This is a genomic window from Burkholderia sp. D-99, from assembly GCF_011605345.1.
Lineage (GTDB): Bacteria > Pseudomonadota > Gammaproteobacteria > Burkholderiales > Burkholderiaceae > Burkholderia.
Window position 1 is genome coordinate 153,300 of the sequence record NZ_JAAOXM010000003.1, and the last position, 22,544, is coordinate 175,843.

Sequence of the window (22,544 nt, forward strand, 5' to 3'; positions counted from 1 at the left end):
TGACGGCCCGGCGGAGGCTGACATGAAACGACCCCCACGCTCTCGTGGTCCGCTGCTCCCCGTGGGGGCGGTCAGCCTCCTTGGGGCGGCCCGGCGGAGGCTGACATGAAACGACCCCCACGCTCGCTTCGTTCGCTGCCCCCCGTGGGGGCGGTCAGCTTCCTTGGGGCGGCCCGGCGGAGGCTGACATGAACGGGCCCGCACGCTCGCTTCGCACCGCGTCGACCCAGGCGTTCGCGCAGGGCACCGGCCAGCGCAATCGCGCGACCGGCACGCCGGCGCCGATGCACATCGTGCTGTTCGGCGCCGGGCACGTCGGCCACGCGCTCGTCACGCTGCTCGGCGCGCTGCCGTGCGTCGTGCAGTGGGTCGACACGCGCGACGAGCTGTTCCCGGACGAATGTCCGCCGAACGTGCAGCCGGAGCCGACCGACACGCCGGAGGCCGTCGTCGATGCGGCGCCGCCCGGCGCGTACTTCCTCGTGATGACGCACAACCACGCGCTCGACTTCTCGCTCGCCGCGCAGATCATGCGGCGGCGCGACTATGCGTACTTCGGGATGATCGGCTCGCGCACCAAGCGCGTGAAGTTCGAGCGCCGGCTTGCCGCGCGCGGCGTCGATCCGGCGCGGCTCGTGGAGATGGTGTGCCCGATCGGCGTCGCGGGCATCGTCGACAAGGCGCCGGGCGCGATTGCGGTGGCCGTGTGCGCGGAGCTGCTGCAGGCGCGCTCGGGCATGCCGGTGGCCGACGCGAAGGCGGCCGCATCGGGGCGTGCGCGCGACGACGTGTCCTGCACGCGGTAGCACCGCGCGGCCAGCGCATGGCCGCGCGTTTTTGCATACACTGCACGACGACGCGCGGCATCGGGCCGCGCCTTACCGTGCACGCACCATGTCCGATCACCAGGTTTATCTCGACATGCTCGCGGCGAGCCTCGTCGCCATCGAGCGCTGGCTGTCCGGCGCCGATACCGGGCCCGAGGCGCTCGACGCGCTGCTCGCATCGTTCTCCGCCGATTTCACGATGATCCTGACCGACGGCCGCGAGGTCGACCACGACGGTACGCGCGCGCTGTTCGCGAAGCTCGCCGGCGCGAAGCCGGGGCTGCGCATCACGCTGTCGGAAACCCGCGTGCTCACGGCCGACGCGTCGCATGCGACGCTCACCTATCTCGAAGCGCAGCACGCGGCCTCGGGCGAGCTGCCCGCGCGACGCGCGACCGCCGTGTTCGAACGCGACGCGGCGGGCGTCGTGCGCTGGACCCATCTGCAGGAAACTTTCTGCACGGCCTGAGCGACCAGAGCGACCAGAGCGACCAGAGCGACCAGAGCGACCAGAGCGACCAGAGCGACCAGAGCGACCAGAGCGATTTGAGCGATTTGAGCGGCCGCGCCGCGGCTCAGCGCTTGCGGCCGCGGGCCACCGTCAGCTCGTCGGACACGCTTTGCATCAGCGCGCACAGCCACGCGATGTCGGTCGGGCGGTCGGGCTGCGGATGCGTGAGCAGGTAGCTCTTGATGCGCGGGAACGGCACGGGCGGCGTGACGACGACGAGCGGCAGCAACTGCGCATAGTGCGTCGCGAAGCGGCGCGTCGTCGTGAAGATCAGGTCCGACTGCAGCAGCACCTGCGGCACGATTCCGAAGTAAGGCAGCGTCGTCACGATGCGCCGCGTGAGGCGCGCGCGGGCAAGGCCGATCTCGATCGCATTGCGCTTGTCGCCGGTGTACGGCGTCGGCGCGACGTGCGCGGCCGACGCGTACGCTTCGCGCGTGAGCGGCACGCGCGCGAGCGGGTGCGCCTCGCGCATCAGGCACACGATCGTGTCGGAGAACAGGTCCTGGCGCGCGAACTGCGGGTCGGGCTTCGGCCAGTTGCCGATCACGAGATCGAGTGCGCCCGATTCGAGCGCGCCCGCGTGATCGAGCGCGGGATTCAGCGAATCGATTTCCAGGTGCGCATGCGGCGCCGCGTCGCGAAAGCGCTCGATCAGCGTCGGCATGAAGAAATCGTTCAGGTAATCGGGCGCGGCGACGCGGAACGTGCGCCGTGCGGACGACGGATCGAAGTCGCCGTGCGGCGTCGCGATGAAGTCGACCTCGCGCAGCGCACGCTGCGCGGCTTCGAGCAGCGATGCGCCGTATTCGGTCGGCACCATGCCGGATTTGCCGCGCACGAGGATCGGGTCGTTCAGCGTCTCGCGCAGCTTGCGCAGCGCGGTGCTGATCGCGGGCTGGGTCTGGTTCAGCCGCAGCGCGGCCTGCGTGACGCTGCGCTCGAGCAGCAGCGTGCGCAGCACGCGCACGAGCCAGATATCGAGCGAGGCGGTACGGTCGTCGTCTTCCATCGGTGGGGGGGTGATTCGGGTGACGCGTAACGTTACCCGAATCGCGCGTTGGCGTGCGTGATACCGGCCATCACGCACGGCCCTTCGGCAGCGCGCTGATCCGCTTGACCTCGCGCGATTCGAGCCAGTTCGGCGTGCGCGCGCAGTACAGCACCATCGGCAGCGCATCCTCGCCCCAGAACAGCTGCTGGTTCATCCAGAACGTCGGCACGCCGAACACGCCGAGCGCGATCGCGTCGGCGTTGTTGCGGGCCAGTTGCGCGGTGGTCTCCTCGAATTCGATCAGCTCGTCGCCGTGACCGACGCCGACACGCTCGCACAGCGCCGCGAAACCTTCCGGCGTCGACGGATCGTTGCCGTCGCGCCAGATGAAGCGGAACATCTCCAGCACCGTCGCGATATCGGCGCGCAGCGCGATCGCGAGGCGCAGCACCTTGTCGGACTCGAACGGGTGCGCGGGCGGCATCTTGAAGCGAATGCCGAGCTGTTCGGCGCGGAACAGCGCGTGACGGTACGTGAACACGCGCTTGGCCGGCACGTCGGCGCTCGGGCGCTGCCCCCAGTGGCGCTGCAGGTCGAGCAGCGACACGGCGACGGGTTCGAACGGCACGTCCGGCCATTTGTCGTGCTGTTCGAGCAGCAGATACGAGAACGGCGACACGAAGTCGAAGAACCAGGCAGGCTGGGCGGTATCGAGGCCGGTTGTCATGTCGTTCTCCAGAGGGTGGGGCGTGCGGCGCCTGGCGGCGGCCTCCATGTTACGCGGCGGCACGCGCGTGCAGCAATGATCGCGGATCGTCCGCTTACGCGGAACCGGGAGTCGCCCGAGGGGGCGTGCCGGCCGGCGGCGCGGCTTCGGCACGTGCCTGCGGCGGGCCGCCGGCGCCCGGCGGGCTGGCCGGCGTGTCCTGGTCGTGCGCGGTGAGCCGTTCGCGCACGAAGCCGATGTGCTCGCGCAGCACGTAGAACTGCCCGGCATAGGCGAGCGGCATCTTCATCCGGTTCACGGCTTCCTCGATGTCGTCGAGTTCGTCGAGCAACTGCACGCGCTCCTCGGCCGTGTGCTCGCCGAGCGCGCTGCGCTCGAGCGCGATCAGCGCGCCGTACCAGCGGTAGATGCGCGAGCGCACGCGCCAGCCGTACAGCGACGGCACGAGCCGCAGCCCGGGGATCAGCACGACGATCAGCGGCACGACCACGACGAGCAGCCGGTCGACCAGGCTCGCGACCCAGAACGGCAGCCGCCGGTACAGGAAGGTCTTGCCCGACTTGTAGTAGCGCGCGGCGTCGTCGGACAGCTGGAACCCGCGCGTGACGGGCGACGGGAATTCGCCCGCGTGCTGCAGGATCGTCGCGTGGCCGTGCACCTCGCGCGCGGCCTCGATCAGCAGGTCGGACAGCGCGGGGTGCAGCGAGTCGCGTGCAACCAGCTCGATGGTCGGCGCGACGGTGTGGATGTCGGCGGGTGGCAGGTTCTGGCCGAGATCGTAGACGCCCATCGGCAGCGTGATCGCGGTCAGGTACGGGAAGCGCCGCGCGTACGCCTCGGCCTGCGTGAACGAATACACGTGCACGCCCGGTGCGCGGAACAGTTTCGCCATCACCGGAATCTGCGTCGAGTCGCCGGACAGGAATGCCGCGTCGATCTTGCCGTCGAGCAGCGCGGTGGCCGCATCCTCGCCGGCGGTCGGCAGCAGCTCGGTCGAACCGCCCGGCACGATGCCGTTCATCTTCAGCAACGCGAGGCTCAGTTCGCGTGCGCCGCTGCCTTCCGCGCCGAGCGCGAGCCGCTTGCCCTTGAAGTCGGACAGGCGCGCGACGACCGGGCCGCGATACATGATCGCGAGCGGCACGTAGCCGATGCTGCCGAGCGACACGAGGTGTTCGTCGCGCTCCTTCGGGCCGATGCCGCTCTGCACGAAGCCGACGTCGACCGGCGCGTCCGGGTTCGACAGCCGCGCGAGGTTCTGGGCGGACCCTTCGGACGACTGGACGTCGAGCGTGACGCCGTTCTTCGCGAGGATCGTCTTGTATTTCTGCGCGGCGTTCCAGTACGTGCTGCCGGGCGGCCCGGACGAGATCACGAGCGTGGACGGCGGGGCCGGCTGGATCAGCTTGACCGCGAACCAGACGGCCGCGGCGGCGAGCAGCACCGTGGGGCCGATCGACAGCGCGAGGTCGCGCCACGACACCGCGACAAAGCGGGCGAGGATGCGGCGAGGCGGGCGAGGGCGGTCTGGCTTCATGGGGGCGGTGGATGACGCTGGCGTGACGTATCGGTGACGTATCGGCGCGGACGATGTGGATGCTCGCGGCGATGGTACCCGGTTTCGTCGTGCGTGCGCGAGTGGGGCGCGGCTGCGCGGCGACAGCGGCGGGGGCCGCCGCGTCAAAAGCTTTGCGCTTCCGCGGGCGCTGGATTACATTGTGCGACGCAGCCGCGCCCGATTCGCGCGCGACCCGGCACGCAATCAGACCGGGCGCGTCCGGCCGGCGGCTGTCCGGCCCGGCCGGCCCGCTTTTCGCGTGCGCCGGCCGCCAGCCCGTCTCGCCTCTCTCGTATCGCCGTGGAAAACACCGGCTGTCCCGCCCGTTCGCGCGTGGGCCGGCTGTTTTTGGGGGTATCCGGCCGTACTGTGCACGGCCGTTCCGGAGTGATAAGGAGATAGCATGAAGTCGATCGTGTTGAGAGCGTTGGGCGTCGCCGCCGTGGCGGCCTGTCTGTCGGGCAGCGTGTATGCGCAGTCGAGCGACGCAGCGGCAACGGAAGCGCCCGCGGCCGCGACCAGCGCGCCGAAGGCCGCCGCGAAAACCGCGAAGAAGGCGAACCGCAAGCTCGGCTACGCGGTGCGCAAGGCGATTTCGAAGGAATCGGGCGAGAACGTGTCGAACCTCGTCGTGCGCTCGAAGGGCGGCGCGATCACGCTGGAAGGCACGATGCCGGCCCAGGACCAGATCGACAAGGCTGAAGCCGCGGCGAAGGGCGTGAAGGGCGTGACGTCGGTCACGAACAAGCTGACGGTTCAGCAGCAGTGATGCCGGGCGGCGGCGCGCGAGCGCCGCGTGCGCCCGTTTCCAGGCGGGCCCCGGCATGCCGGGGCCCGTTTGCGCTTCAGAGGCCGCAAGCCGCGCGCGACGCGGCGGCGGACCGATAACGAAATCGAGAGGGCGGCGATGACGAGGCTCGGGTGGGGCAGGCGGATGGTTTTCGGCGCGGCGCTGGCCGCGGTCGCGATACTCGGCGCCTGCAACGGCGACGATTCGGCCGAGCGCAACCGGTTGCCCGGTTTCGTGTCCGGCAGCGTGCGCACGACGGCCTATGACGGCGCGAGCGACGACCTGCTGACAGCCGGCCTCGGCAAGACGGGCCTGGGCTCGGCAACCGCCCCCGGCTTTGCGAATGCCGCCCGGCCGACGAGCGCCGAGCTGCGCCGCCTCGCGATCTGGTCGAACTACCGCGCGCTCGTCGACATGAGCGCGAACGGCGGCTACGGCCGCTTCTGGGGGCCGAACGTCGACCTCGACGGCAACGATACGCTCGGCGAAGGCAAGATCCCCGGCACCGAATATCTCGCGTACTCCGACGACGGCAGCGGCAGCAAGAACGTGACGCTGCTCGTGCAGGTGCCCGCCAGCTTCAATCCCGCGCAGCCGTGCATCGTCACCGCGACGTCGTCGGGCTCGCGCGGCGTGTACGGCGCGATTTCCGCGGCCGGCGAATGGGCGCTCAAGCGCGGCTGCGCGGTGGCCTACAACGACAAGGGCGGCGGCAACGGCGCGCACGAACTCATGTCGGATACCGTCACGCTGATCGACGGCACGCTCGCCAACGCGGTGCTGGCCGGCACCGCGAGCCTGTTCACCGCGAACGTGACGAGCGGCGATCTCGCCACGTTCAACTCCCGCTTCCCGAACCGCTATGCGTTCAAGCACGCGCATTCGCAGCAGAATCCCGAGCAGGACTGGGGGCGCGTGACGCTGCAGTCGGTCGAGTTCGCGTACTGGGCGCTCAACGAGCAGTTCGGACCGCTGATCGACAGCTCGCATCACGGCGTGCGCTATCGCGCGGGCGACATCACGACAATCGCCGCGTCGGTCAGCAACGGCGGCGGCGCGTCGCTCGCGGCGGCCGAGCAGGACAGCCGCGGCTGGATCACCGCGGTCGTGGTCGGCGAACCGCAGGTCAACGTGCGGATGGCGCCGAACGCGGTCGTGCGCTCGGGCGGGCAGCCCGTGCCGTCGTTCGGCCGGCCGCTGGCCGACTACGCGACGCTCGCGAACCTGCTTCAGCCGTGCGCGGCCGCGTCGGCGTCGCTGGCCGGTGCGCCGTACCTGAGCGCGCTGCCGGTGGCGACCACGCAGTCGATCCGCACGCAGCGCTGCGCGACGCTCGCCGCGGCCGGGCTCGTATCGGGTGCCGATACGCAAAGCCAGGCCGCCGACGCGCTCGCGCAGCTCCATGCGGCCGGCTACCTCGCCGATTCCGACCTGTTGCAAGCACCGATGTGGGATTCGCAGGCGATTCCGGCGATCGCGGTTACGTATGCGAACGCGTACACGCGCTCGCGCGTCACCGACAACCTGTGCAACTTCAGCTTTGCGACGACTAATCCGGCGACGGGCGCGGTCGCGGCTCCGGCCACGTCGCCGATGCCGGCCGTGTTCGGCGTCGGCAACGGCGTGCCGCCGACGGCCGGCATCGACCTCGTGTTCAACAATGGCGCGGGTGTCGACCACCGGCTCGCGACACCCGATGCGAGCTTCGCGGGCGCGCTGTGCCTGCGCCAGCTCTGGACGAACGGGATGCTCGGAATGCCCGCGAACGTCGACGCGGTGCGGGTGAACGCGAACCTGCAGGGCAAGCCGGCGATCATCGTGCAGGGCCGTAGCGATGCGCTCGTGCCGGTGAACCACGCCTCGCGCGCGTACGTCGCGCAGAACGGCATCAGCGAAGGCGGGCGCAGCCAGCTCGTGTTCTACGAGGTGACGAACGGCCAGCACTTCGACGCGTTCCTGCCGGTGCCGGGCTTCGACACGCGTTTCGTGCCGGTTCACTACTACAACCTGCAGGCGCTGAACCTGATGTGGCAGCACCTGAAGAACGGCGCGCCGCTGCCGCCGTCGCAGGTGATCCGCACGGTGCCGCGCGGCGGCACGCCGGGCGCCGCGCCCGCGCTGACGAGCGCGAACCTGCCGCCGATCTCGCCCGCGCCAGGGGCGAACGCGATCACGACTGGGGCCGGCACGATCGACGTGCCGCTCTGACGGCGCCCGCCGCACCGCCCGCACGAAGCCGGACACCCGTCCGGCTTTTTCTTTTGAGTCGAATGGAATCGGTCCCGGATTGGCTTTTGTCCGAATGGCGAGCTCTGTAACAAATTCTTACTTTACGGCGGTAAATCAGAACCCTAATATGCGCCGGTATTTTCACTTAATTTAATAAATTCCAGATACGAGGCATTTCTTTCCGTTTAGTTAATCGATCCTTTCGATTTTATTAAATCGGCTTGAGTTGTGATTGATCGCCGTTCGGCGATTAATCGGCATCTCGCCGAGGGGGATTGTTCGTCTGTTCGAAGCGAGGCGCCCTTGTTGGGCGGGCCTGGCGGGGTATGTTTTTGCCGTCGATTTTGTGCATGCGCAAAATCGTGAAATGAATTCGCATTGCTGCGAATTATTGAATTGTCGTTCGCAATGGAATTGATTCCATTGTGCAGTCGCAAAAATATGGGTGGGGTAAATCATGCCGGTCGGTATTTGCTGATCCGGTAAAAAACTCGGAGTGCGTCGCATAACGAATGCATTCCCGGTGCGGAGCGCCGGCGCAAATGATCCTTTGCGACCGGCGGTATTTATCGTTCTGTTCGAGAGGCAATAATGACGACACGGAAGTCCTTGAAAGACGGTTTCGCGCTATTCGGAACGACACTGAGCGTGCCGCTCGCCGCAGCGGCGGCCGCAGCGCTGCTCGTCACGGGGTGCGGCGGCGACGACGGGTCGAGCCCGGCTGCTTCGGCTGCCGCCGCGGCCGCGACGTCGGCCGGTGCCAGCACGTCGGCCAACACCAACGCAACAGCCGCCGCGGCCGACCAGCCGTACGTCGACACCGACGTGTACGGCACCGGGCCGAACGACGCGGTTACGGATTCGACGGAAGGCGCGGCCGTCGTGCACCGCCAGATCACGATCGGCGGCAAGACCATCAAGTACACGGCCACCACGGGCCACCTGACGACGATCGATCCGACCACGTCGGCGCCGAACGCGAAGATGTTCTACGTCGCGTACACGCAGGACAACCCGGACCCGTCGAAGCCGCGCCCGGTCACGTTCTTCTACAACGGCGGCCCCGGCTCGTCGTCGGTCTACCTGCTGCTCGGCTCGTACGGGCCGAAGCGCCTGCAGTCGTCGTTCCCGAACTTCACGCCGCCCGCGCCGTACAAGCTGCTCGACAACCCGGACAGCCTGCTCGACCGCACCGACGTCGTGTTCATCAACCCGGTCGGCACCGGTTACTCGACGGCGATCGCCCCGGCGAAGAACAAGGACTTCTGGGGCACCGACCAGGACGCGCGCTCGATCGACCGCTTCATCCAGCGCTACCTGACCAAGTACTCGCGCTGGAATTCGCCGAAGTTCCTGTACGGCGAGTCGTACGGCACGGCCCGCAGCGCGGTCGTGTCGTGGGTGCTGCATGAGGACGGCATCGACCTGAACGGGATCACGCTGCAGTCGTCGATCCTCGACTACGCGAACGCGCTGTCCGCGCCGGGCATCTTCCCGACGCTCGCGGCCGACGCGTTCTACTGGAAGAAGACGACGCTCAACCCGACGCCGACCGATCTCGACGCGTACATGGTCCAGGCCCGCAACTACGCGGACAACACGCTCTCGCCGCTGGTGCAGAAGCCGAACCCGCAGGACGGCGGCTTCGTGAACGTGCGTCTGAACCTGAACCTGCAGACCGCGCAGCAGATGGGCTCGTACATCGGCACGGATCCGACGTCGCTGATCCAGACGTTCGGCAACCCGGCCGCGCTCGGCAACGTGCCGTCGTCGGACGACAACCCGCCGTACACGTTCTTCCTGACGCTCGTGCCGGGCACGCAGATCGGCCAGTACGACGGTCGCGCGAACTTCACGGGCAAGGGCATCGCGCCGTACATCCTGCCGAACTCGGGCAGCAACGATCCGTCGATCACGAACGTCGGCGGCGCGTACACGGTGCTGTGGAACAGCTACATCAACACCGACCTCAAGTACACGTCGACGTCGTTGTTCGTGGACCTGAACGACCAGGTCTTCAACAACTGGGACTTCAGCCACACGGACCCGACCGGCGCGAACAAGGGCGGTGGCAATACGCTGTACACGGCCGGCGACCTGGCGTCGACGATGAGCGTGAACCCGGACCTGAAGGTGCTGTCGGCAAACGGCTATTTCGACGCCGTCACGCCGTTCCACCAGACGGAGCTGACGCTCGCGCAGATGCCGCTCGACCCGACGATCAAGGCGCAGAACCTGACGATCAAGAACTACCCGTCGGGCCACATGATCTACCTGAACGACGCGTCGCGGACCGCGCTGAAGGGCGATCTCGCCAACTTCTACGACGGCATCCTCGCGAACCGCACCGCACTGCAGCGGGTGCTGAAGCTGCAGGCGCGCACGCAGCAGCTCAAGCAGCAGAAACTGCAGCAGCAGGGGCAGTAAGCGCCGCGGGCGGCTTGCGCCGCCCCGGATGGACGACAGCCCGATCGGCGCAGGCCGGTCGGGCTGTTTTTTTTGCGGTGGGGCAAGCCGGCGCATCGTGCGCCGGCCGGTCGTGCATCACGTCGCGCATGCGGATCGCGATGCTGTCATCTTCCACGGTGCCCGTGAGTCGTCGACTGACGGGGCATTGTCGTGTCTGCGTGAGATTCGCAGCGGCTTGATCCTCGAAAGGGGGATGCATGTCCCTGTATTGAGGATTTGCCAGAAAATCCCGCCGACAAATCGAGCCGATCTCACTCGTCAGGGGCGGGAAGACGCCGATGCCTGCCGTAGCGGGCGGCAGTCGCGCCGCCTACGCGAGCACGAGCCGCACGCCGACCGCGACGAGCGTCGCGGCGAGCAGGTTGCGCAGCAGCCGCTCGGGCGCGCGTGCCGACAGCAGGCTGCCGAGCACGATGCCCGGCAGCGAGCCGAGCAGCAGCGACAGCAGCATTGACCAGTCGACCGAGCCGAGCAGCCAGTGGCCCATGCCGGCGACCAGCGTGAGCGGCACCGCGTGCGCGATGTCGGAGCCGACGATGCGGGTCGTCGCGAGCATCGGATACAGCAGCAGGAGCACGGTCACGCCGATCGCGCCGGCGCCGACCGACGTCATCGACACCAGCACGCCGAGCACGGCGCCCGTCAGCACGGTCGACCACAGCGTGCGCGCGGGGCTCGGCGCGAGCGGGTTGCGTGCGGCGAACGCCGTGAGCTGCGGACGGAAGATCAGCGCGAGCGACGTGAGCAGCAGCGCGACGCCGAGCACGAGCTGGATCATCCGCGCGGTGCCCGGCGTATTCATCCCGTGCGTGTGCAGCCACCACAGCGTGAGCGCCGCGGCCGGCACGCTGCCTGCCGCGAGCCGGCCCGTGATGCGCCAGTCGATCGAACCCTTCAGGCCGTGGACCAGTGTGCCGGTCGCCTTGGTGGCGGCCGCGTACAGCAGGTCGGTGCCGACCGCCGTCGCAGGATGGACGCCGAATAGCAGCACGAGGATCGGCGTCATCAGCGAACCGCCGCCGACGCCCGTCAGGCCGACGAGGATGCCGACGAACAGGCCGGACAACGAGTACAGCAGATCGATATGGGGAAGCGACATCGGAAGCAGGCGGTTATGCGGCGTTCGGCGGCGGCGCGTGGGTCAAAGTCCGCCATTGTCGCAAAAGTGGCCGGTCAATGTACGACTGCGTTAAAAATCGGCCGGGAGGGGCCGTGCGGCGGTGGGGCGGGCGGGTGCGAAACGCGTGTTTGAACGACGGCGGGGCCGATGGCGTCGATCGGTCCAAAGGTACGACGAACCCGAAGCGCGTGCCGTGCCCGGTACGCACAACCCGGCAGACATAAAAAAGGGCGCGACGATGCGCGCCCGGGTTCGATGCCGGCAACCGGCTTCGTCCGGCGGCCGTCAGTGCATCGCGGGGCCGACGCCTTCGACGCCGTTCTGCGGCCGGATGCGCAGCGCGAGGCCGATCAGCGCGGCGGCGGCCGCGAATGCCGCGCCGAACGCGAAGGCCGCATGGTAGCCGCCGTTCAGTGCGTCGAGCGGCGCGGCGTTCGCGGCCGCGAGCGCGTCGGTGCGGGCGGCCGCGAGGCTCGCGAGCACAGCGAGGCCGAGTGCGCCGCCCATCATGAACGCGGTGTTGACGATCCCCGACGCGAGCCCGGAATCGGCCGGATCGACGTCGTTCATCGCGGCGAGCAGCATCGGGTTGAACGCGACGCCCGCGCCGATGCCGAGCAGCGTCATGCCGGGCAGCACGTGCCAGACGAAACCGCCGTCCACCGGCGCGCGCGAGAACAGCGCAAGGCCGCAGGCCGCGATCAGCAGGCCGGCCGCGATCGGGCCGCGGATCCCGAAGCGCATCACGATGCGCGCGGACAGCCCGAGCGAGAACGCGGCCATGATCAGGTTCGCCGGCAGGAACGCGAGACCGACCTGCAGCGGCCCGTAGCCGAGCACACGCTGCATGTACAGCGCGGACAGGAAGAACCATGCGAACATCGCGGCCGCCCACAGCACGCCGATCACGTTCGCGAGCGCGACGTTGCGCGCGGCGAACAGCGTGAGCGGCATCAGCGGATGCGCGGCGCGCGCCTCGATCGCGATGAACAGCGCGAGCAGCGCGACGGCCGCGCCGATCAGCACGACGGTCTGCGTCGACAGCCAGCCGGCTTCGTTGCCGCCGACGATCCCGTAGACGGCCAGCATCAGCGACGCGGTCACGGTGACCGCGCCCGCGACGTCGAGCCGCGCGGTGCCGGCCGGCGCGCGCAGGCGCGGCAGCAGCGTGGCGCACATTGCATAGACCGCGATGCCGATCGGCAGGTTGACGAGGAAGATCCAGTGCCACGACAGCGAGCTCGTCAGCAATCCGCCGAGCAGCACGCCGATGCTGCCGCCGCCTGCGCAGACGAAGCCGTACACGCCCATCGCGCGCGCGCGTTCGCCGGGCTCGGTGAAGAGATTCATGATCAGCGACAGCGAGACGGCCGACACGACCGCGCCGCCGAGCCCCTGCACCGCGCGCGCGGCGATCAGCATCGTCTGCGATTGGGCGAGACCGCACGCGAGCGACGCGAGCGTGAAGACGACGAGGCCGGCGAGGAACATGCGCCGCTGGCCGTACAGGTCGCCGAGCCGGCCGCCGAGCAGCAGGCAGCCGCCGAACGTCAGCAGGTACGCGTTGACGACCCACACGAGGGCCGTCTCGGTGAAATGGAGGTCGGTGCTGATCGACGGCAGTGCAACGTTCACGATCGTGCTGTCGAGCACGATCATCAGCACGCCGAGGCAGAGAACGATCAGCGCGTACCAGCGCTTCTCGCCGTGGATCCCGTGGGTCATGGGCTTGCAGCCTTCTGATAGTTATTTGAAAGGATGCATTCTAGACCCCATCGGCGCGGGCTTCCTGCCGGTTTGTGGCAGGAGCGATGCGTAGTCGCGCGTCCGGGCGGGACGCGCGTGACGGATGCGACGGATGCGACGGATGTGCCAGGCGTTACGAGCGCGCCGGCAGTTCGCAGCCGTCGGGGCCGCATGCGGCCGCGTCGTTGCCGTCGAGTTCGACGATGCCGTCGCGCCAGGCCTGGTCGAGCGCCTGCGCGAACGCGTCGGCCGGCTGCGCGCCCGACACCGCGTAGCGGCCGCCGAACACGAACAGCGGCACGCCGCGCCCGCCGATCTGCGCGGCGCGTGCGATGTCGGCTTCGACTTCGTCGCGGTACAGGTCGCTGCGCAGCACGTCTTCGACGGCCGCGCGCTCGAGCCCCGCTTCGACCGCGAATTCGGCCAGTTCTGCATGATCGAACAGCGAGCCGTGCTCGCAAAAATACGCGCGGTACAGCCGCTCGGTCAGCGCGTGCGCGCGGCCCGTCGCTTCCGCGAGCTTCACGAGCCGGTGGCCGTCGAGCGTGTCGCCGACGAGCGTGCCGGGCAGGTCGTAGCGCAGCCCGACGCTCGCGGCCGCATCGGTCACCTGGCGCAGCATCTGGTCGACCTGTGCGGGCGACATCCGGTACTTGCCCGCGAGCATCGCCTCGACCGGCTCCACGGGCTGGCCCGGCATCAGCCGGTACGCGCGCAGCGCGACGTCGACGCGGTCGGCGTGCGCGAACGCGGCGAGCGCCTCGTCGAAGCGGCGCTTGCCGATCCAGCACCAAGGGCAGATCAGGTCGGACCAGATTTCGACGGTCAGGGTCGGGCGGGCAGTCAGGGCGGGAGCGGTCGTCATGGGCGGTTCCGGGCAGCAAAAAAGTGTAACCGGGACTATATCATTTTGTGCTTCGACGCTTCGTCTTGGCCGGGCGGCCGTGTGAAACGCTCGCCCGGCGTATCACGAAGCATAGACACGGAAGCGGCGCACCGATAGCGATTGCCGATACCGGTCGCCGCCGCGCGTCCGGGCGAACTGGCGTCTCGGCGTCCCGGCAAAGCGGCAAAGCGGCAAAGCGGCAAACCGGCAAACCGGCAAACCGGCCCGCGGCGCGTTTCGCTTATTCGCTTACGCGTCGCCCTGCGTTTCCTTCAGGTGCTTGAGGTGCTTGAGGTGCTTGTAGACCGTCGCGCGGCCCATCCCCAGCACATTCGCGACGTAGTTCGCCGCGCTCTTGCCGCGGAACGCGCCTTCCGCGTAAAGCGCTTCGACGAGCTCGCGCCGGTGCTCGCGCGTGAGCCCGTTCAGCCCGACCTGCCGCTCGCGCAGCCAGCCGTGCAGGAACGTGTTGATGCGCTCCTGCCAGTCGTCGCGGAACAACTCGTCCGGTTGCGCGACGACGCCCGCACCCTTGATGAACAGGTCAAGCGTCGCGCGCACCTCGTCGAACACCGCGATGTTGAAGTTGATGCACATCATCCCGGCCGGGTGGCCTTCGTCGTCGAACAGCACGTTGCTCACGCAGCGCATCCGCCGGCCGTCCCAGTTCAGCTTCTCGTACGGGCCGATCACGCGCTCGCGCGCGGAATGGTCGATTTCCTCGAGCGCGGAATCGTCGCCGACCTCGCGCTTCGACAGGTTGTTCGCGAGATACAGCACGGTCTGGTCGTGCAGGTCGTGGATCACGACTTCCGCGTACGGGAAGAACAGCGCGGCGACACCGTCGGCGATCGGCGCATAGCGGGTGAGCAGCAGCTCTTTGACGGGGGATTTCTTCTTGCGCATCGGTGTCGCCATCTCGGGTGGGCGGGGGCCGGGCGGCCCATCGGGCCGGCGTGGCGGCGCGCCGCTGGCCGGCATGCCCGTGCGCCCGCGCGCGGCCGCCGCGGCGGTTGCGCCATTGTATCGGCCCCGCGCTCGCGTGCCGCTCATGCGCGCGTCAGGTGCGTGTACAGCGCGTGCGCGATCGCGATGTCCTCGAGCCCGAGACCGATCGAGCGGAAGAATGCGTGACGGGTGTACGACGGCGCCGGGCAGGTGCCGGCGACGAGCGCGGACAGGTCGCCGGCGATCCGAGCGGCTTCCCAGCCGTGCTCGGCCGTCGCGATCTGCATCTCGCCCGCGCTCGCGGGCGTCGTATGCCGGTAGTCGCAGTACACGTCCATGTCGGGCAGCCAGGCGGGCGGGATCTCGTGCGCGCGCGCGACGTTCGTGCTGATCGACGTGACGAGCGCGGGGCGCGTGAGCATCCCGTCGCCGAGCACGGGCGTGCCCGACGACGTGCACAGCATCACGACGTCCGCGTCGCGCACGCAGGCTTCGACGCTCGCAGCGGCGCGTGCACGCGGATCGAGCTGCGCGAGCGCCGCCTGCTGCGCCGCGTCGCCGGCGAGCGCGGGCGAGTACACGCGGATCGTCTGCCAGTCGCGCAATCCCGCCGTGTGCCGCAGGTGCGCGAGGCCGACCGCGCCCGCGCCGACGATCGCGAGATGGCGCGCGTCGCGCGGCGCGAGGCAGTCGACCGCGAGCGCGGTCGTGCCGGCCGTGCGCTCGACGGTCAGCAGGCCGGCGTCGCACCACATCAGCGGCTGGCCCGTGCGCATCGACATCAGCGCGGTCCATGCGGTGACGATGGGCTTGCCGCCCGTCACGACATACGGCGACAGCTTCGCGCCGAACACCTGCGCGTCGGCGAGCGCGCCGAGATACGTGATGAAGTCGCCGGCCTGCTCGGGAAACAGCGTGAGCGTTTGCGGCGGCTGCACCGCGCGCGCCGCGGCGAGCGACGCGAACATGCTGCGCAGCGTGCCGAGCACGTCGAGCGACGGCAGGGCCGTGCGCACCGCGGCTTCGTCGACGGTCAGCGGCAGGGTCGGGGCGGTTTGCGTCATGGGGACATCTCCGGTCTGGGCCGGACAGGACGGTCTCGATCGACGGTGTCCGGCAGTGTTCGTGATGGACGAAAAGTCTAATATAGACAAACAAAATCTGGAGAATTTTTCTTTTCGAGACTTTGTGTCGTGGCTTGGTTCGGAAAAAACATCGGTAAATCAAAGGCATTCCGGATCGTCGACGAATTTTCGATGCCGTGTCTCGAGGCGCGATTCTCGTATCCCCTATAGTCTATAGTAGACTTTGAGTCTATATTTCGCGTGCAGGACACGACGTGTCGCCGCGTGGCGGCCGCCTGCTTCGAGTGCCGATCCGGCGCCTGGCCGAGCCGTCGTGTACCGATCTTCATCGCCTCAATCCAGAACGGAAGGACCGTCATGAACTGGAAGCTCTCCCTCTGCGCCGCTGCGGCGCTCGCCTGCGCGGCCGTCACGGCTCACGCGGAACAGACCACGTTGCGCTTCGGGATCGAAGCCGCCTATCCGCCGTTCGAGAGCAAGACGCCGGCCGGTCAGTTGCAGGGTTTCGACGTCGACATCGGCAACGCGGTGTGCGCGAAGCTGAACATGAAATGCGTGTGGGTCGAGAATTCGTTCGACGGCCTGATTCCGGCGCTGCAGGCGCGCAAGTTCGACGCGATCAACTCGGCAATGAACATCACCGCGAAGCGCCGGCAGAGCATCGATTTCACGCCGGCGATCTACGTGGTGCCGATCGTGATGGTCGCGAAGCACGGCTCGCCGTTGCGGGCTAACGTCGCGAGCCTGCGCGGCAAGCACGTCGGCGTGCTGCAGGGCTCGTCGCAGGAGGATTTCCTGAAGGCGCACTGGGCCAATGCGGGCGTGGCCGTCGTGTCGTACCAGGATCAGGACCAGATCTACGCCGATCTCGTCGCGGGTCGTCTCGACGCGGCCGTTCAGGAAGCGCAGACCGCTCAGGACGGTTTCCTCGACAAGCCGGCCGGCCGCGACTACCAGATCGTCGGCGAGCCGCTGAAGGATCCTGCGACGCTCGGCGAAGGCACGGGCTTCGGGATGCGCAAGAACGACAAGGCGCTGCAGGCGAAGATCGTCGGCGCGCTCGACGCGCTGAAGAAGGACGGCACGCTCGGCGCGCTGTCGCAGAAGTACTTCAAGCGCGACATCGTCGCGAAGTAAAACTATCTCGTCGTGCGCCGGCCACCGGGCCGGCGCGTGTCGCATCGAATCTCGACGCAGTACGGGGAACCATGGATTTCGACGTCATCGTTCTGGGGGCCGGCATCGTCGGCGTGTCGTCGGCGCTGCATCTGCAGGATCGCGGGTTGCGCGTCGCGCTCGTCGACCGGCGCGCGCCCGGCGAGGAAACGAGCCACGGCAATGCGGGGCTGATCGAACGCTCGTCGGTCGTGCCGTACGCATTTCCGCGCCGGCTCGGCACGCTGCTGCGTTATGCGCGCAACCGCTCGGTCGATCTCTACTGGGACTACCGCGCGCTGCCCGCTTACGCGGGCTGGCTCGCGCGCTTCTGGCGCGAATCGTCGCCGCAGCGGCTCGCGGCCGCCGCGCGCGACCTGCTGCCGCTCGTCGCGGCGAGCGTGGTCGAGCACGACGCGCTGCTCGCGCGTACCGATGCACAGCCGCTCGTGCACGACGGCGGATGGATCGAAGCGTTCCGTTCGCCCGCGCTGTTCGACGCGGAAACGCGCGCGCAGCAGCGCGTGGCCGACGCGCACGGGCTGCGGATGACCGTGCTCGACGCACGGGCGTTGCGCGCGAGGGAGCCGGGCGTCAGCGACGCGTTCTGCGGCGCATTCCACTGGCAGGACCCGAAGACCGTGTCGAGCCCGGGCGGGCTGACCAAGGCCTACGCACGGTTGTTCGAGCGCGACGGCGGCACGTTCGCGCTTGGCGATGCAAGGACGCTCGTGCAGGTGGGTGACGGCTGGCAGGTCGACACCGAACACGGGCCGATCTCGGCACGCTCGGTCGTGGTCGCGCTCGGGCCGTGGTCCGATCACGTGTTCGCGCCGCTCGGCTACCGGATTCCGCTGCGCGCTAAGCGCGGCTACCACATGCACTACCGGCCGACGCGCGCGCCGTTGAACGTGCCCGTGTGCGATACCGAGGAAGGTTTCGTCGTCGCGCCGATGGAAGGGGGCCGCCTGCGGCTCACGACCGGCGTCGAGATCGCGCTGCGCGGCGCACCGCCGACCGGCGTGCAGCTCGCGCGTGCGGAGCCGCTGGCGCGCGACGCGTTCGGCATCGGCGAGCGGCTCGATCCCGAGCCGTGGCTCGGGATGCGGCCGTGCACGCCCGACATGCGCCCGGTGATCGGGCCCGCGCCGCGCCATCGCCACCTGTGGTTCGCGTTCGGCCATTGTCACCACGGGCTCACGCTCGGCCCCGCGACCGGGCGCCTGCTCGCCGAAATGATGACGGGCGCGCCGACCTATATCGATCCCCATCCGTACCGGCCCACGCGCTTCGGCTGATCCGGCGGCGCGCGCTGCCTCGCGCGCGCCGGTTGCGACGCGGCCTTCACAATGTTTCATTCTGCTATCCGAATTATCGGAGATCGCGCGATCGGAAATGATCTGCGTAATCAGCAAGAAAGATAATCGCGAAATAAAGAAAATAAGCAAATCGGCGATTTATCAATACATTTTCATTGTTCTGAAATGCGTAATCGGCAGCCGGTCACGACGGTATGTTCCGGTGTTACGTGGAATGTACCGGAACACGTTACCACGGGGCTCGCAAACGTTACGTTACATCCGTGTTCCGTCGACCTTTTTCGTCGGATGATTGCGGCGCCGGGGCCGTGAATTTCGTCGGAAATCGATTAAAAAATCGTTATTGCAGGTCAATAGGCAGACGAATCAATACGGTTCTTTGAATTGGCACACTTCGTGCAATCCGTCCCCATGCTTTATCAACGTTGTGCCAACCGAGATGGGGAAAAACAAAGATGGGACACAATCTTAAATTGACGGGTGTGGCGCTGTCGGTCGCGACGGTGTTCGGGGTACTGGCTTCGGGTTCCGCGGTGGCGGGGGCCCTTGATGTGCTGCCGATCCCGCAAGTGATCGTCAACCCGCCGACGAACAGCGTCTCGGTCGGGCTGGTCGCGACGGGTACGTCGCCGCTGGGCTCGGTCACCGTGGCGGCGGGCGGGGCGGGCGCGATCCAGACGTCCCTTGGCGATCCCGGTCAGGTGCTGTCGGGCGCCGTGGGGGCGGTGACGGGCGCACTCGGTGGTGGCGGCGGCACGGTGCAGCCGCTCGCGCCGGTTCAGGGTGTGGTGAATCAGGTGACGGGCGCGCTGAGCGGCGGCAACCCGGCTGGTGCGCTGACGGGTGCGCTGAATACGGCGACGGGTGCGTTGAGCAATGCGGTTGGCACGGTAACGGGGGCACTGGGCAATGTCGGCGGTGGGTCGAACCCGCTGGCGCCGGTGCAGGGTGTGGTGAATCAGGTGACGGGTGCGCTCGGTGGCGGTAACCCGGCTGGCGCGTTGACGGGGGCGCTCGGCACGGTGACCGGTGCGCTGGGTAATGTCGGCGGCGGGTCGAATCCGCTGGCGCCGGTTCAAGGTGTCGTCAATCAAGTAACGGGCGCGCTCGGTGGCGGCAACCCGGCCGGCGCGTTGACCGGTGCACTCGGCACGGTGACCGGTGCGCTGGGTAATGTCGGCGGCGGCGCGAATCCGCTGGCGCCGGTTCAAGGCGTCGTCAATCAAGTGACGGGCGCGTTGAGCGGCGGCAACCCGGCAGGTGCGTTGACGGGTGCGCTCGGCACGGTGACTGGTGCGCTGGGTAATGTCGGTGGCGGGTCGAATCCGCTGGCGCCGGTTCAAGGCGTCGTCAATCAAGTGACAGGCGCACTCGGTGGTGGCAACCCGGCTGGCGCTTTGACGGGAGCCCTCGGTACGGTGACCGGTGCGCTGGGTAATGTCGGCGGCGGTGCGAATCCGCTGGCGCCGGTTCAAGGTGTCGTCAATCAAGTGACAGGCGCACTCGGTGGTGGCAACCCGGCTGGCGCGTTGACGGGTGCACTCGGCACGGTGACCGGCGCGCTGGGCAATGTCGGTGGCGGCGCGAATCCGTTGGCGCCGGTTCAAGGTGTCGTCAATCAACTAACGGGCGCGCTCGGTAGCGGCAACCCGGCAAGTGCGCTGACCGGTGCACTCGGCACGGTCACGGGTGCACTGGGCGGTATCGGCGGCGGTTCGTACCCGTTGGGGGCGGTTCAAGGTGTCGTCAACCAAGTAACGACGGCGCTCAATAACGGCAATCCGGCTAGTGCATTGACGGGTGCACTCGGTACGGTGGCGGGTGAGCTCGGTGCTGGCAATCCGGCAGGCACGGTGACTGGTGCGATCGGCAACGTGACGGGGGCACTGGGTGCATTGGGCGCTATCGGCGGCGGCGCGGATCCGCTGGCGCCGGTCCAGGGCGTCGTGAATCAAGTGACGGGCGCCCTGAGCGGCGGCAATCCGGCAGGTGCACTGACTGGCGCGCTGAACACGGCGACCGGGACGCTGAGCAACGCACTCGGTACCGCAACGGGCGCGCTGGGCGGTATCGGTGGCGGCTCGAGCCCGCTGGCACCGGTGCAAGGCGTGGTCAATCAGGTTACGGGAGCGCTCGGCGGCGGCAACCCAGCAGGTGCGCTGACCGGCGCACTCGGCACGGTCACGGGCGCACTGGGCGGTATCGGTGGTGGTTCGAACCCGCTCGCACCGGTGCAAGGCGTGGTGAACCAGGTCACAGGCGCGCTCGGTGGCGGCAACCCGGCAGGCGCGCTGACCGGCGCACTCGGCACGGTCACGGGCGCACTGGGCGGCATCGGTGGCGGTTCGAACCCGCTGGCACCGATCCAGAACGTCGTCGACCAGGTCACGGGTACGCTCGGCAGCGGCAACCCGGCCGGCGCGCTGGGCAACGCGGTCAACACGATCACGGGCACGCTCGGCAACGTCGGCGGCGCGGGGAGCCCGCTGGCGCCGGTGCAAGGCGTCGTCACGCAGCTCGCGGGCACGCTCGGCAACGATCCGGCCGCTGGGCTGACGAACGCGCTGAACTCGGTGACGGGTGCGCTCGGCGGCTCGAATCCGCTGGCGCCGGTGCAAGGTGTCGTGAACCAGGTCGTCGGCACGCTGTCTGGCGCCGGTGGCGGCAGCCCGATCACGCCGATCACGAACCTCGTCAACGGCCTGCAGAACGCGCTGCCGACGGGCGGCAACGCGGCCGGTGCGCTGACCGGCGCGCTGGGCTCGGTGACGGGCGCACTCGGCAGCCTCGGCAACCTCGGCGGCTCGAACCCGCTGGCACCGGTGCAGGGCGTCGTGAACCAGGTCGTCGGCACCCTGGGCAACAGCAATGCGGTCGGCACGGCCACGAACGCACTGGGTAACGCGGTCGGCTCCGTCGTGGGCGCACTCGGCAACCTCGGCGGCACGAGCCCGCTGGCGCCGGTGCAGGGTGTCGTGAACCAGGTGGTCGGCACGCTCGGCAACCTCGGCGGGTCGAACCCGCTGGCACCGGTGCAAGGCGTCGTGAACCAGGTCGTCGGCACGTTGTCGGGCGCGGCGGGCAACAACCCGATCGCACCGATCACGAACCTCGTGAGCGGCCTGACGGGCGGCAGCAACCCGGCCGGCGCATTGACCGGCGCGCTCGGTTCGGTGACGGGCGCACTCGCGAACGGTCCGGTGGCGCTCGGGCAGGCGGCCGGCGCGCTGTCGGGCGCGGCCGGTTCGACGGCAGCGGCGGGCGGCAGCCTGCTTGGCTCGGGCGCGAACGCGGCCGGCGGCACGGCGGGTGCAGTGGGCTCGCTGCTGACGACGGGCGCCAACGCGACGGCGACGGTCGTCAATGCGGTCGGCACGACGGTGGGCACGGCACTCGGCTCCGCGCCGGGCCTGTCGGTCACGCCGCATTCGGGCAACAGCGCGCCGGGCAACCCGCTCGCACCGGTGACGTCGCTGCTCCAGTCGCTGACGGGCGCACTGCCGAAGTAACCGGCCGGACACGCACGGCGCCGCCGGATCGGCCGCCGTGCGCAACGGGTCGCGCAACGCGGCATGACAGGGATGTCATGCCGCGTTGTCTTTTGGGGCCCGCTTGCTTTCGTCGCATGAATGGCTGCTGCCGGCGCGCGTCGGCCGACATGGAATAACCGGCCGCTTTCGTCCGTTTACATACCGAATCCCGGCAGCGCCGGCCGGCGGGATAATGGTCATGACGAAGCCGATCGTCCCGGCCGGTTCCGCCGTGTCGCGATGCCGTGCCAAGGAGAAAGGGCATGAAACGGATACTCGTCGCCGCCGCGCTGACGGCGGCAATCGTGCGGCCGGCCGGCGCGGAACCGCCCCGGGCCGGCGACGGAAAACTGGTCGATGAAGATCGCATGACGCTGTACGTGTTCGATCGCGATGCGCCCGGCAAGAGCGCGTGCGACAGCGCGTGCGCGGCCAACTGGCCGCCCGCGCTCGCCGACGCGTACGACAAGGCAGCCGGCGCGCTGAGTCTCGTCGCGCGCGACGACGGCCGCAAGCAATGGGCGTATCGCGGGCGCCCGCTGTATCGCTGGAAGCAGGATCGCAAGCCCGGCGACGCGGGCGGCGACGGGATCGGCGGCATGTGGCACGTTGCGCGTCCGTGACCGTACGGCGGTGTACGAGGCATCCTG

17 protein-coding genes are annotated in these 22,544 nt (G+C 68.7%); 9 read left to right on the plus strand and 8 right to left on the minus strand.

Annotated elements, in window-relative coordinates; translation table 11 throughout:
• The first annotated feature begins 188 nt into the window (after positions 1-188).
• Both xdhC and HAV18_RS14665 read left to right on the plus strand, forming a co-directional pair.
• Positions 189-806 (plus strand): xanthine dehydrogenase accessory protein XdhC, encoded by a 618-nt coding sequence (xdhC, locus tag HAV18_RS14660; protein ID WP_166957023.1) that lies wholly within the window; start codon positions 189-191, stop codon positions 804-806.
• 88 nt (positions 807-894) lie between these two features.
• Positions 895-1,296 (plus strand): nuclear transport factor 2 family protein, encoded by a 402-nt coding sequence (locus HAV18_RS14665; RefSeq protein WP_166957025.1) that lies wholly within the window; start codon positions 895-897, stop codon positions 1,294-1,296.
• 106 nt (positions 1,297-1,402) lie between these two features.
• On the opposite strand, the gene HAV18_RS14670 is transcribed toward HAV18_RS14665, so the two are convergent.
• The 3 genes from HAV18_RS14670 to HAV18_RS14680 all read right to left on the minus strand — a co-directional run bounded on the left by HAV18_RS14670 (position 1,403) and on the right by HAV18_RS14680 (position 4,596).
• Positions 1,403-2,350, minus strand: coding sequence for a LysR family transcriptional regulator (locus tag HAV18_RS14670; protein ID WP_166957027.1), 948 nt, complete (start codon positions 2,348-2,350; stop codon positions 1,403-1,405).
• Positions 2,351-2,420: 70 nt separating this feature from the next.
• Positions 2,421-3,059: a DsbA family protein gene (locus tag HAV18_RS14675; protein ID WP_166957029.1), complete on the minus strand. Its 639-nt coding sequence runs from the start codon at positions 3,057-3,059 to the stop codon at positions 2,421-2,423.
• 94 nt (positions 3,060-3,153) lie between these two features.
• Positions 3,154-4,596: a TAXI family TRAP transporter solute-binding subunit gene (locus HAV18_RS14680; RefSeq protein ID WP_166957031.1), complete on the minus strand. Its 1,443-nt coding sequence runs from the start codon at positions 4,594-4,596 to the stop codon at positions 3,154-3,156.
• A 424-nt stretch (positions 4,597-5,020) separates the two neighbouring features.
• Here HAV18_RS14680 and HAV18_RS14685 point away from each other — a divergent pair, with 424 nt between their 5' ends.
• The 3 genes from HAV18_RS14685 to HAV18_RS14695 all read left to right on the plus strand — a co-directional run bounded on the left by HAV18_RS14685 (position 5,021) and on the right by HAV18_RS14695 (position 10,063).
• On the plus strand, positions 5,021-5,386 hold the full coding sequence (locus HAV18_RS14685; protein WP_011351113.1) for a BON domain-containing protein: 366 nt from the start codon (positions 5,021-5,023) through the stop codon (positions 5,384-5,386).
• A gap of 138 nt (positions 5,387-5,524) precedes the next feature.
• Positions 5,525-7,615, plus strand: coding sequence for a D-(-)-3-hydroxybutyrate oligomer hydrolase (locus HAV18_RS14690; RefSeq protein WP_166957033.1), 2,091 nt, complete (start codon positions 5,525-5,527; stop codon positions 7,613-7,615).
• 612 nt (positions 7,616-8,227) lie between these two features.
• The gene (locus HAV18_RS14695; RefSeq protein ID WP_166957035.1) at positions 8,228-10,063 is read left to right on the plus strand and encodes a S10 family peptidase; all 1,836 of its coding nucleotides are present in this window, start codon (positions 8,228-8,230) and stop codon (positions 10,061-10,063) included.
• Positions 10,064-10,415: 352 nt separating this feature from the next.
• On the opposite strand, the gene HAV18_RS14700 is transcribed toward HAV18_RS14695, so the two are convergent.
• The 5 genes from HAV18_RS14700 to HAV18_RS14720 form a co-directional block, all read right to left on the minus strand.
• On the minus strand, positions 10,416-11,204 hold the full coding sequence (locus HAV18_RS14700; RefSeq protein ID WP_166957037.1) for a sulfite exporter TauE/SafE family protein: 789 nt from the start codon (positions 11,202-11,204) through the stop codon (positions 10,416-10,418).
• 306 nt (positions 11,205-11,510) lie between these two features.
• Entirely contained in the window at positions 11,511-12,950 is a 1,440-nt protein-coding gene (locus HAV18_RS14705; protein WP_166957039.1) for a DHA2 family efflux MFS transporter permease subunit, read from the minus strand.
• Between the two features lie 154 nt (positions 12,951-13,104).
• Entirely contained in the window at positions 13,105-13,836 is a 732-nt protein-coding gene (locus tag HAV18_RS14710) for a DsbA family oxidoreductase (RefSeq protein ID WP_166957041.1), read from the minus strand.
• Between the two features lie 270 nt (positions 13,837-14,106).
• Positions 14,107-14,910 carry a transcriptional regulator gene (locus HAV18_RS14715; protein ID WP_166957043.1) on the minus strand — a complete coding sequence of 268 codons (804 nt, stop codon included), beginning with the start codon at positions 14,908-14,910 and terminating at the stop codon, positions 14,107-14,109.
• Positions 14,907-15,869: an ornithine cyclodeaminase family protein gene (locus tag HAV18_RS14720; RefSeq protein ID WP_166957045.1), complete on the minus strand. Its 963-nt coding sequence runs from the start codon at positions 15,867-15,869 to the stop codon at positions 14,907-14,909. The genes HAV18_RS14715 and HAV18_RS14720 overlap by 4 nt, the downstream gene beginning before the upstream one ends.
• 378 nt (positions 15,870-16,247) lie before the next feature.
• Here HAV18_RS14720 and HAV18_RS14725 point away from each other — a divergent pair, with 378 nt between their 5' ends.
• From HAV18_RS14725 to HAV18_RS14740, 4 genes are all read left to right on the plus strand, one after another.
• Positions 16,248-17,027 carry an ABC transporter substrate-binding protein gene (locus HAV18_RS14725; RefSeq protein WP_166957047.1) on the plus strand — a complete coding sequence of 260 codons (780 nt, stop codon included), beginning with the start codon at positions 16,248-16,250 and terminating at the stop codon, positions 17,025-17,027.
• A 71-nt stretch (positions 17,028-17,098) separates the two neighbouring features.
• On the plus strand, positions 17,099-18,343 hold the full coding sequence (locus HAV18_RS14730) for an FAD-binding oxidoreductase (protein WP_166957049.1): 1,245 nt from the start codon (positions 17,099-17,101) through the stop codon (positions 18,341-18,343).
• Positions 18,344-18,819: 476 nt separating this feature from the next.
• Positions 18,820-21,873 (plus strand): hypothetical protein, encoded by a 3,054-nt coding sequence (locus tag HAV18_RS14735; RefSeq protein WP_166957051.1) that lies wholly within the window; start codon positions 18,820-18,822, stop codon positions 21,871-21,873.
• 284 nt (positions 21,874-22,157) lie between these two features.
• On the plus strand, positions 22,158-22,517 hold the full coding sequence (locus tag HAV18_RS14740) for a hypothetical protein (protein ID WP_166957053.1): 360 nt from the start codon (positions 22,158-22,160) through the stop codon (positions 22,515-22,517).
• Positions 22,518-22,544 lie beyond the last annotated feature (27 nt).

Bases quoted from the DNA above. Each gene is read 5' to 3' on its own strand.
- HAV18_RS14735 (WP_166957051.1), top strand. From the start codon at position 18,820: ATGGGACACAATCTTAAATTGACGGGTGTGGCGCTGTCGGTCGCGACG.
- HAV18_RS14715 (WP_166957043.1), bottom strand. From the start codon at position 14,910: ATGAGCGGCACGCGAGCGCGGGGCCGATACAATGGCGCAACCGCCGCG.
- HAV18_RS14670 (WP_166957027.1), bottom strand. From the start codon at position 2,350: ATGGAAGACGACGACCGTACCGCCTCGCTCGATATCTGGCTCGTGCGC.
- HAV18_RS14705 (WP_166957039.1), bottom strand. From the start codon at position 12,950: ATGACCCACGGGATCCACGGCGAGAAGCGCTGGTACGCGCTGATCGTT.
- HAV18_RS14690 (WP_166957033.1), top strand. From the start codon at position 5,525: ATGACGAGGCTCGGGTGGGGCAGGCGGATGGTTTTCGGCGCGGCGCTG.
- HAV18_RS14675 (WP_166957029.1), bottom strand. From the start codon at position 3,059: ATGACAACCGGCCTCGATACCGCCCAGCCTGCCTGGTTCTTCGACTTC.
- xdhC (WP_166957023.1), top strand. From the start codon at position 189: ATGAACGGGCCCGCACGCTCGCTTCGCACCGCGTCGACCCAGGCGTTC.
- HAV18_RS14700 (WP_166957037.1), bottom strand. From the start codon at position 11,204: ATGTCGCTTCCCCATATCGATCTGCTGTACTCGTTGTCCGGCCTGTTC.
- HAV18_RS14680 (WP_166957031.1), bottom strand. From the start codon at position 4,596: ATGAAGCCAGACCGCCCTCGCCCGCCTCGCCGCATCCTCGCCCGCTTT.
- HAV18_RS14685 (WP_011351113.1), top strand. From the start codon at position 5,021: ATGAAGTCGATCGTGTTGAGAGCGTTGGGCGTCGCCGCCGTGGCGGCC.
- HAV18_RS14725 (WP_166957047.1), top strand. From the start codon at position 16,248: ATGAACTGGAAGCTCTCCCTCTGCGCCGCTGCGGCGCTCGCCTGCGCG.
- HAV18_RS14740 (WP_166957053.1), top strand. From the start codon at position 22,158: ATGAAACGGATACTCGTCGCCGCCGCGCTGACGGCGGCAATCGTGCGG.
- HAV18_RS14730 (WP_166957049.1), top strand. From the start codon at position 17,099: ATGGATTTCGACGTCATCGTTCTGGGGGCCGGCATCGTCGGCGTGTCG.
- HAV18_RS14695 (WP_166957035.1), top strand. From the start codon at position 8,228: ATGACGACACGGAAGTCCTTGAAAGACGGTTTCGCGCTATTCGGAACG.
- HAV18_RS14710 (WP_166957041.1), bottom strand. From the start codon at position 13,836: ATGACGACCGCTCCCGCCCTGACTGCCCGCCCGACCCTGACCGTCGAA.
- HAV18_RS14720 (WP_166957045.1), bottom strand. From the start codon at position 15,869: ATGACGCAAACCGCCCCGACCCTGCCGCTGACCGTCGACGAAGCCGCG.
- HAV18_RS14665 (WP_166957025.1), top strand. From the start codon at position 895: ATGTCCGATCACCAGGTTTATCTCGACATGCTCGCGGCGAGCCTCGTC.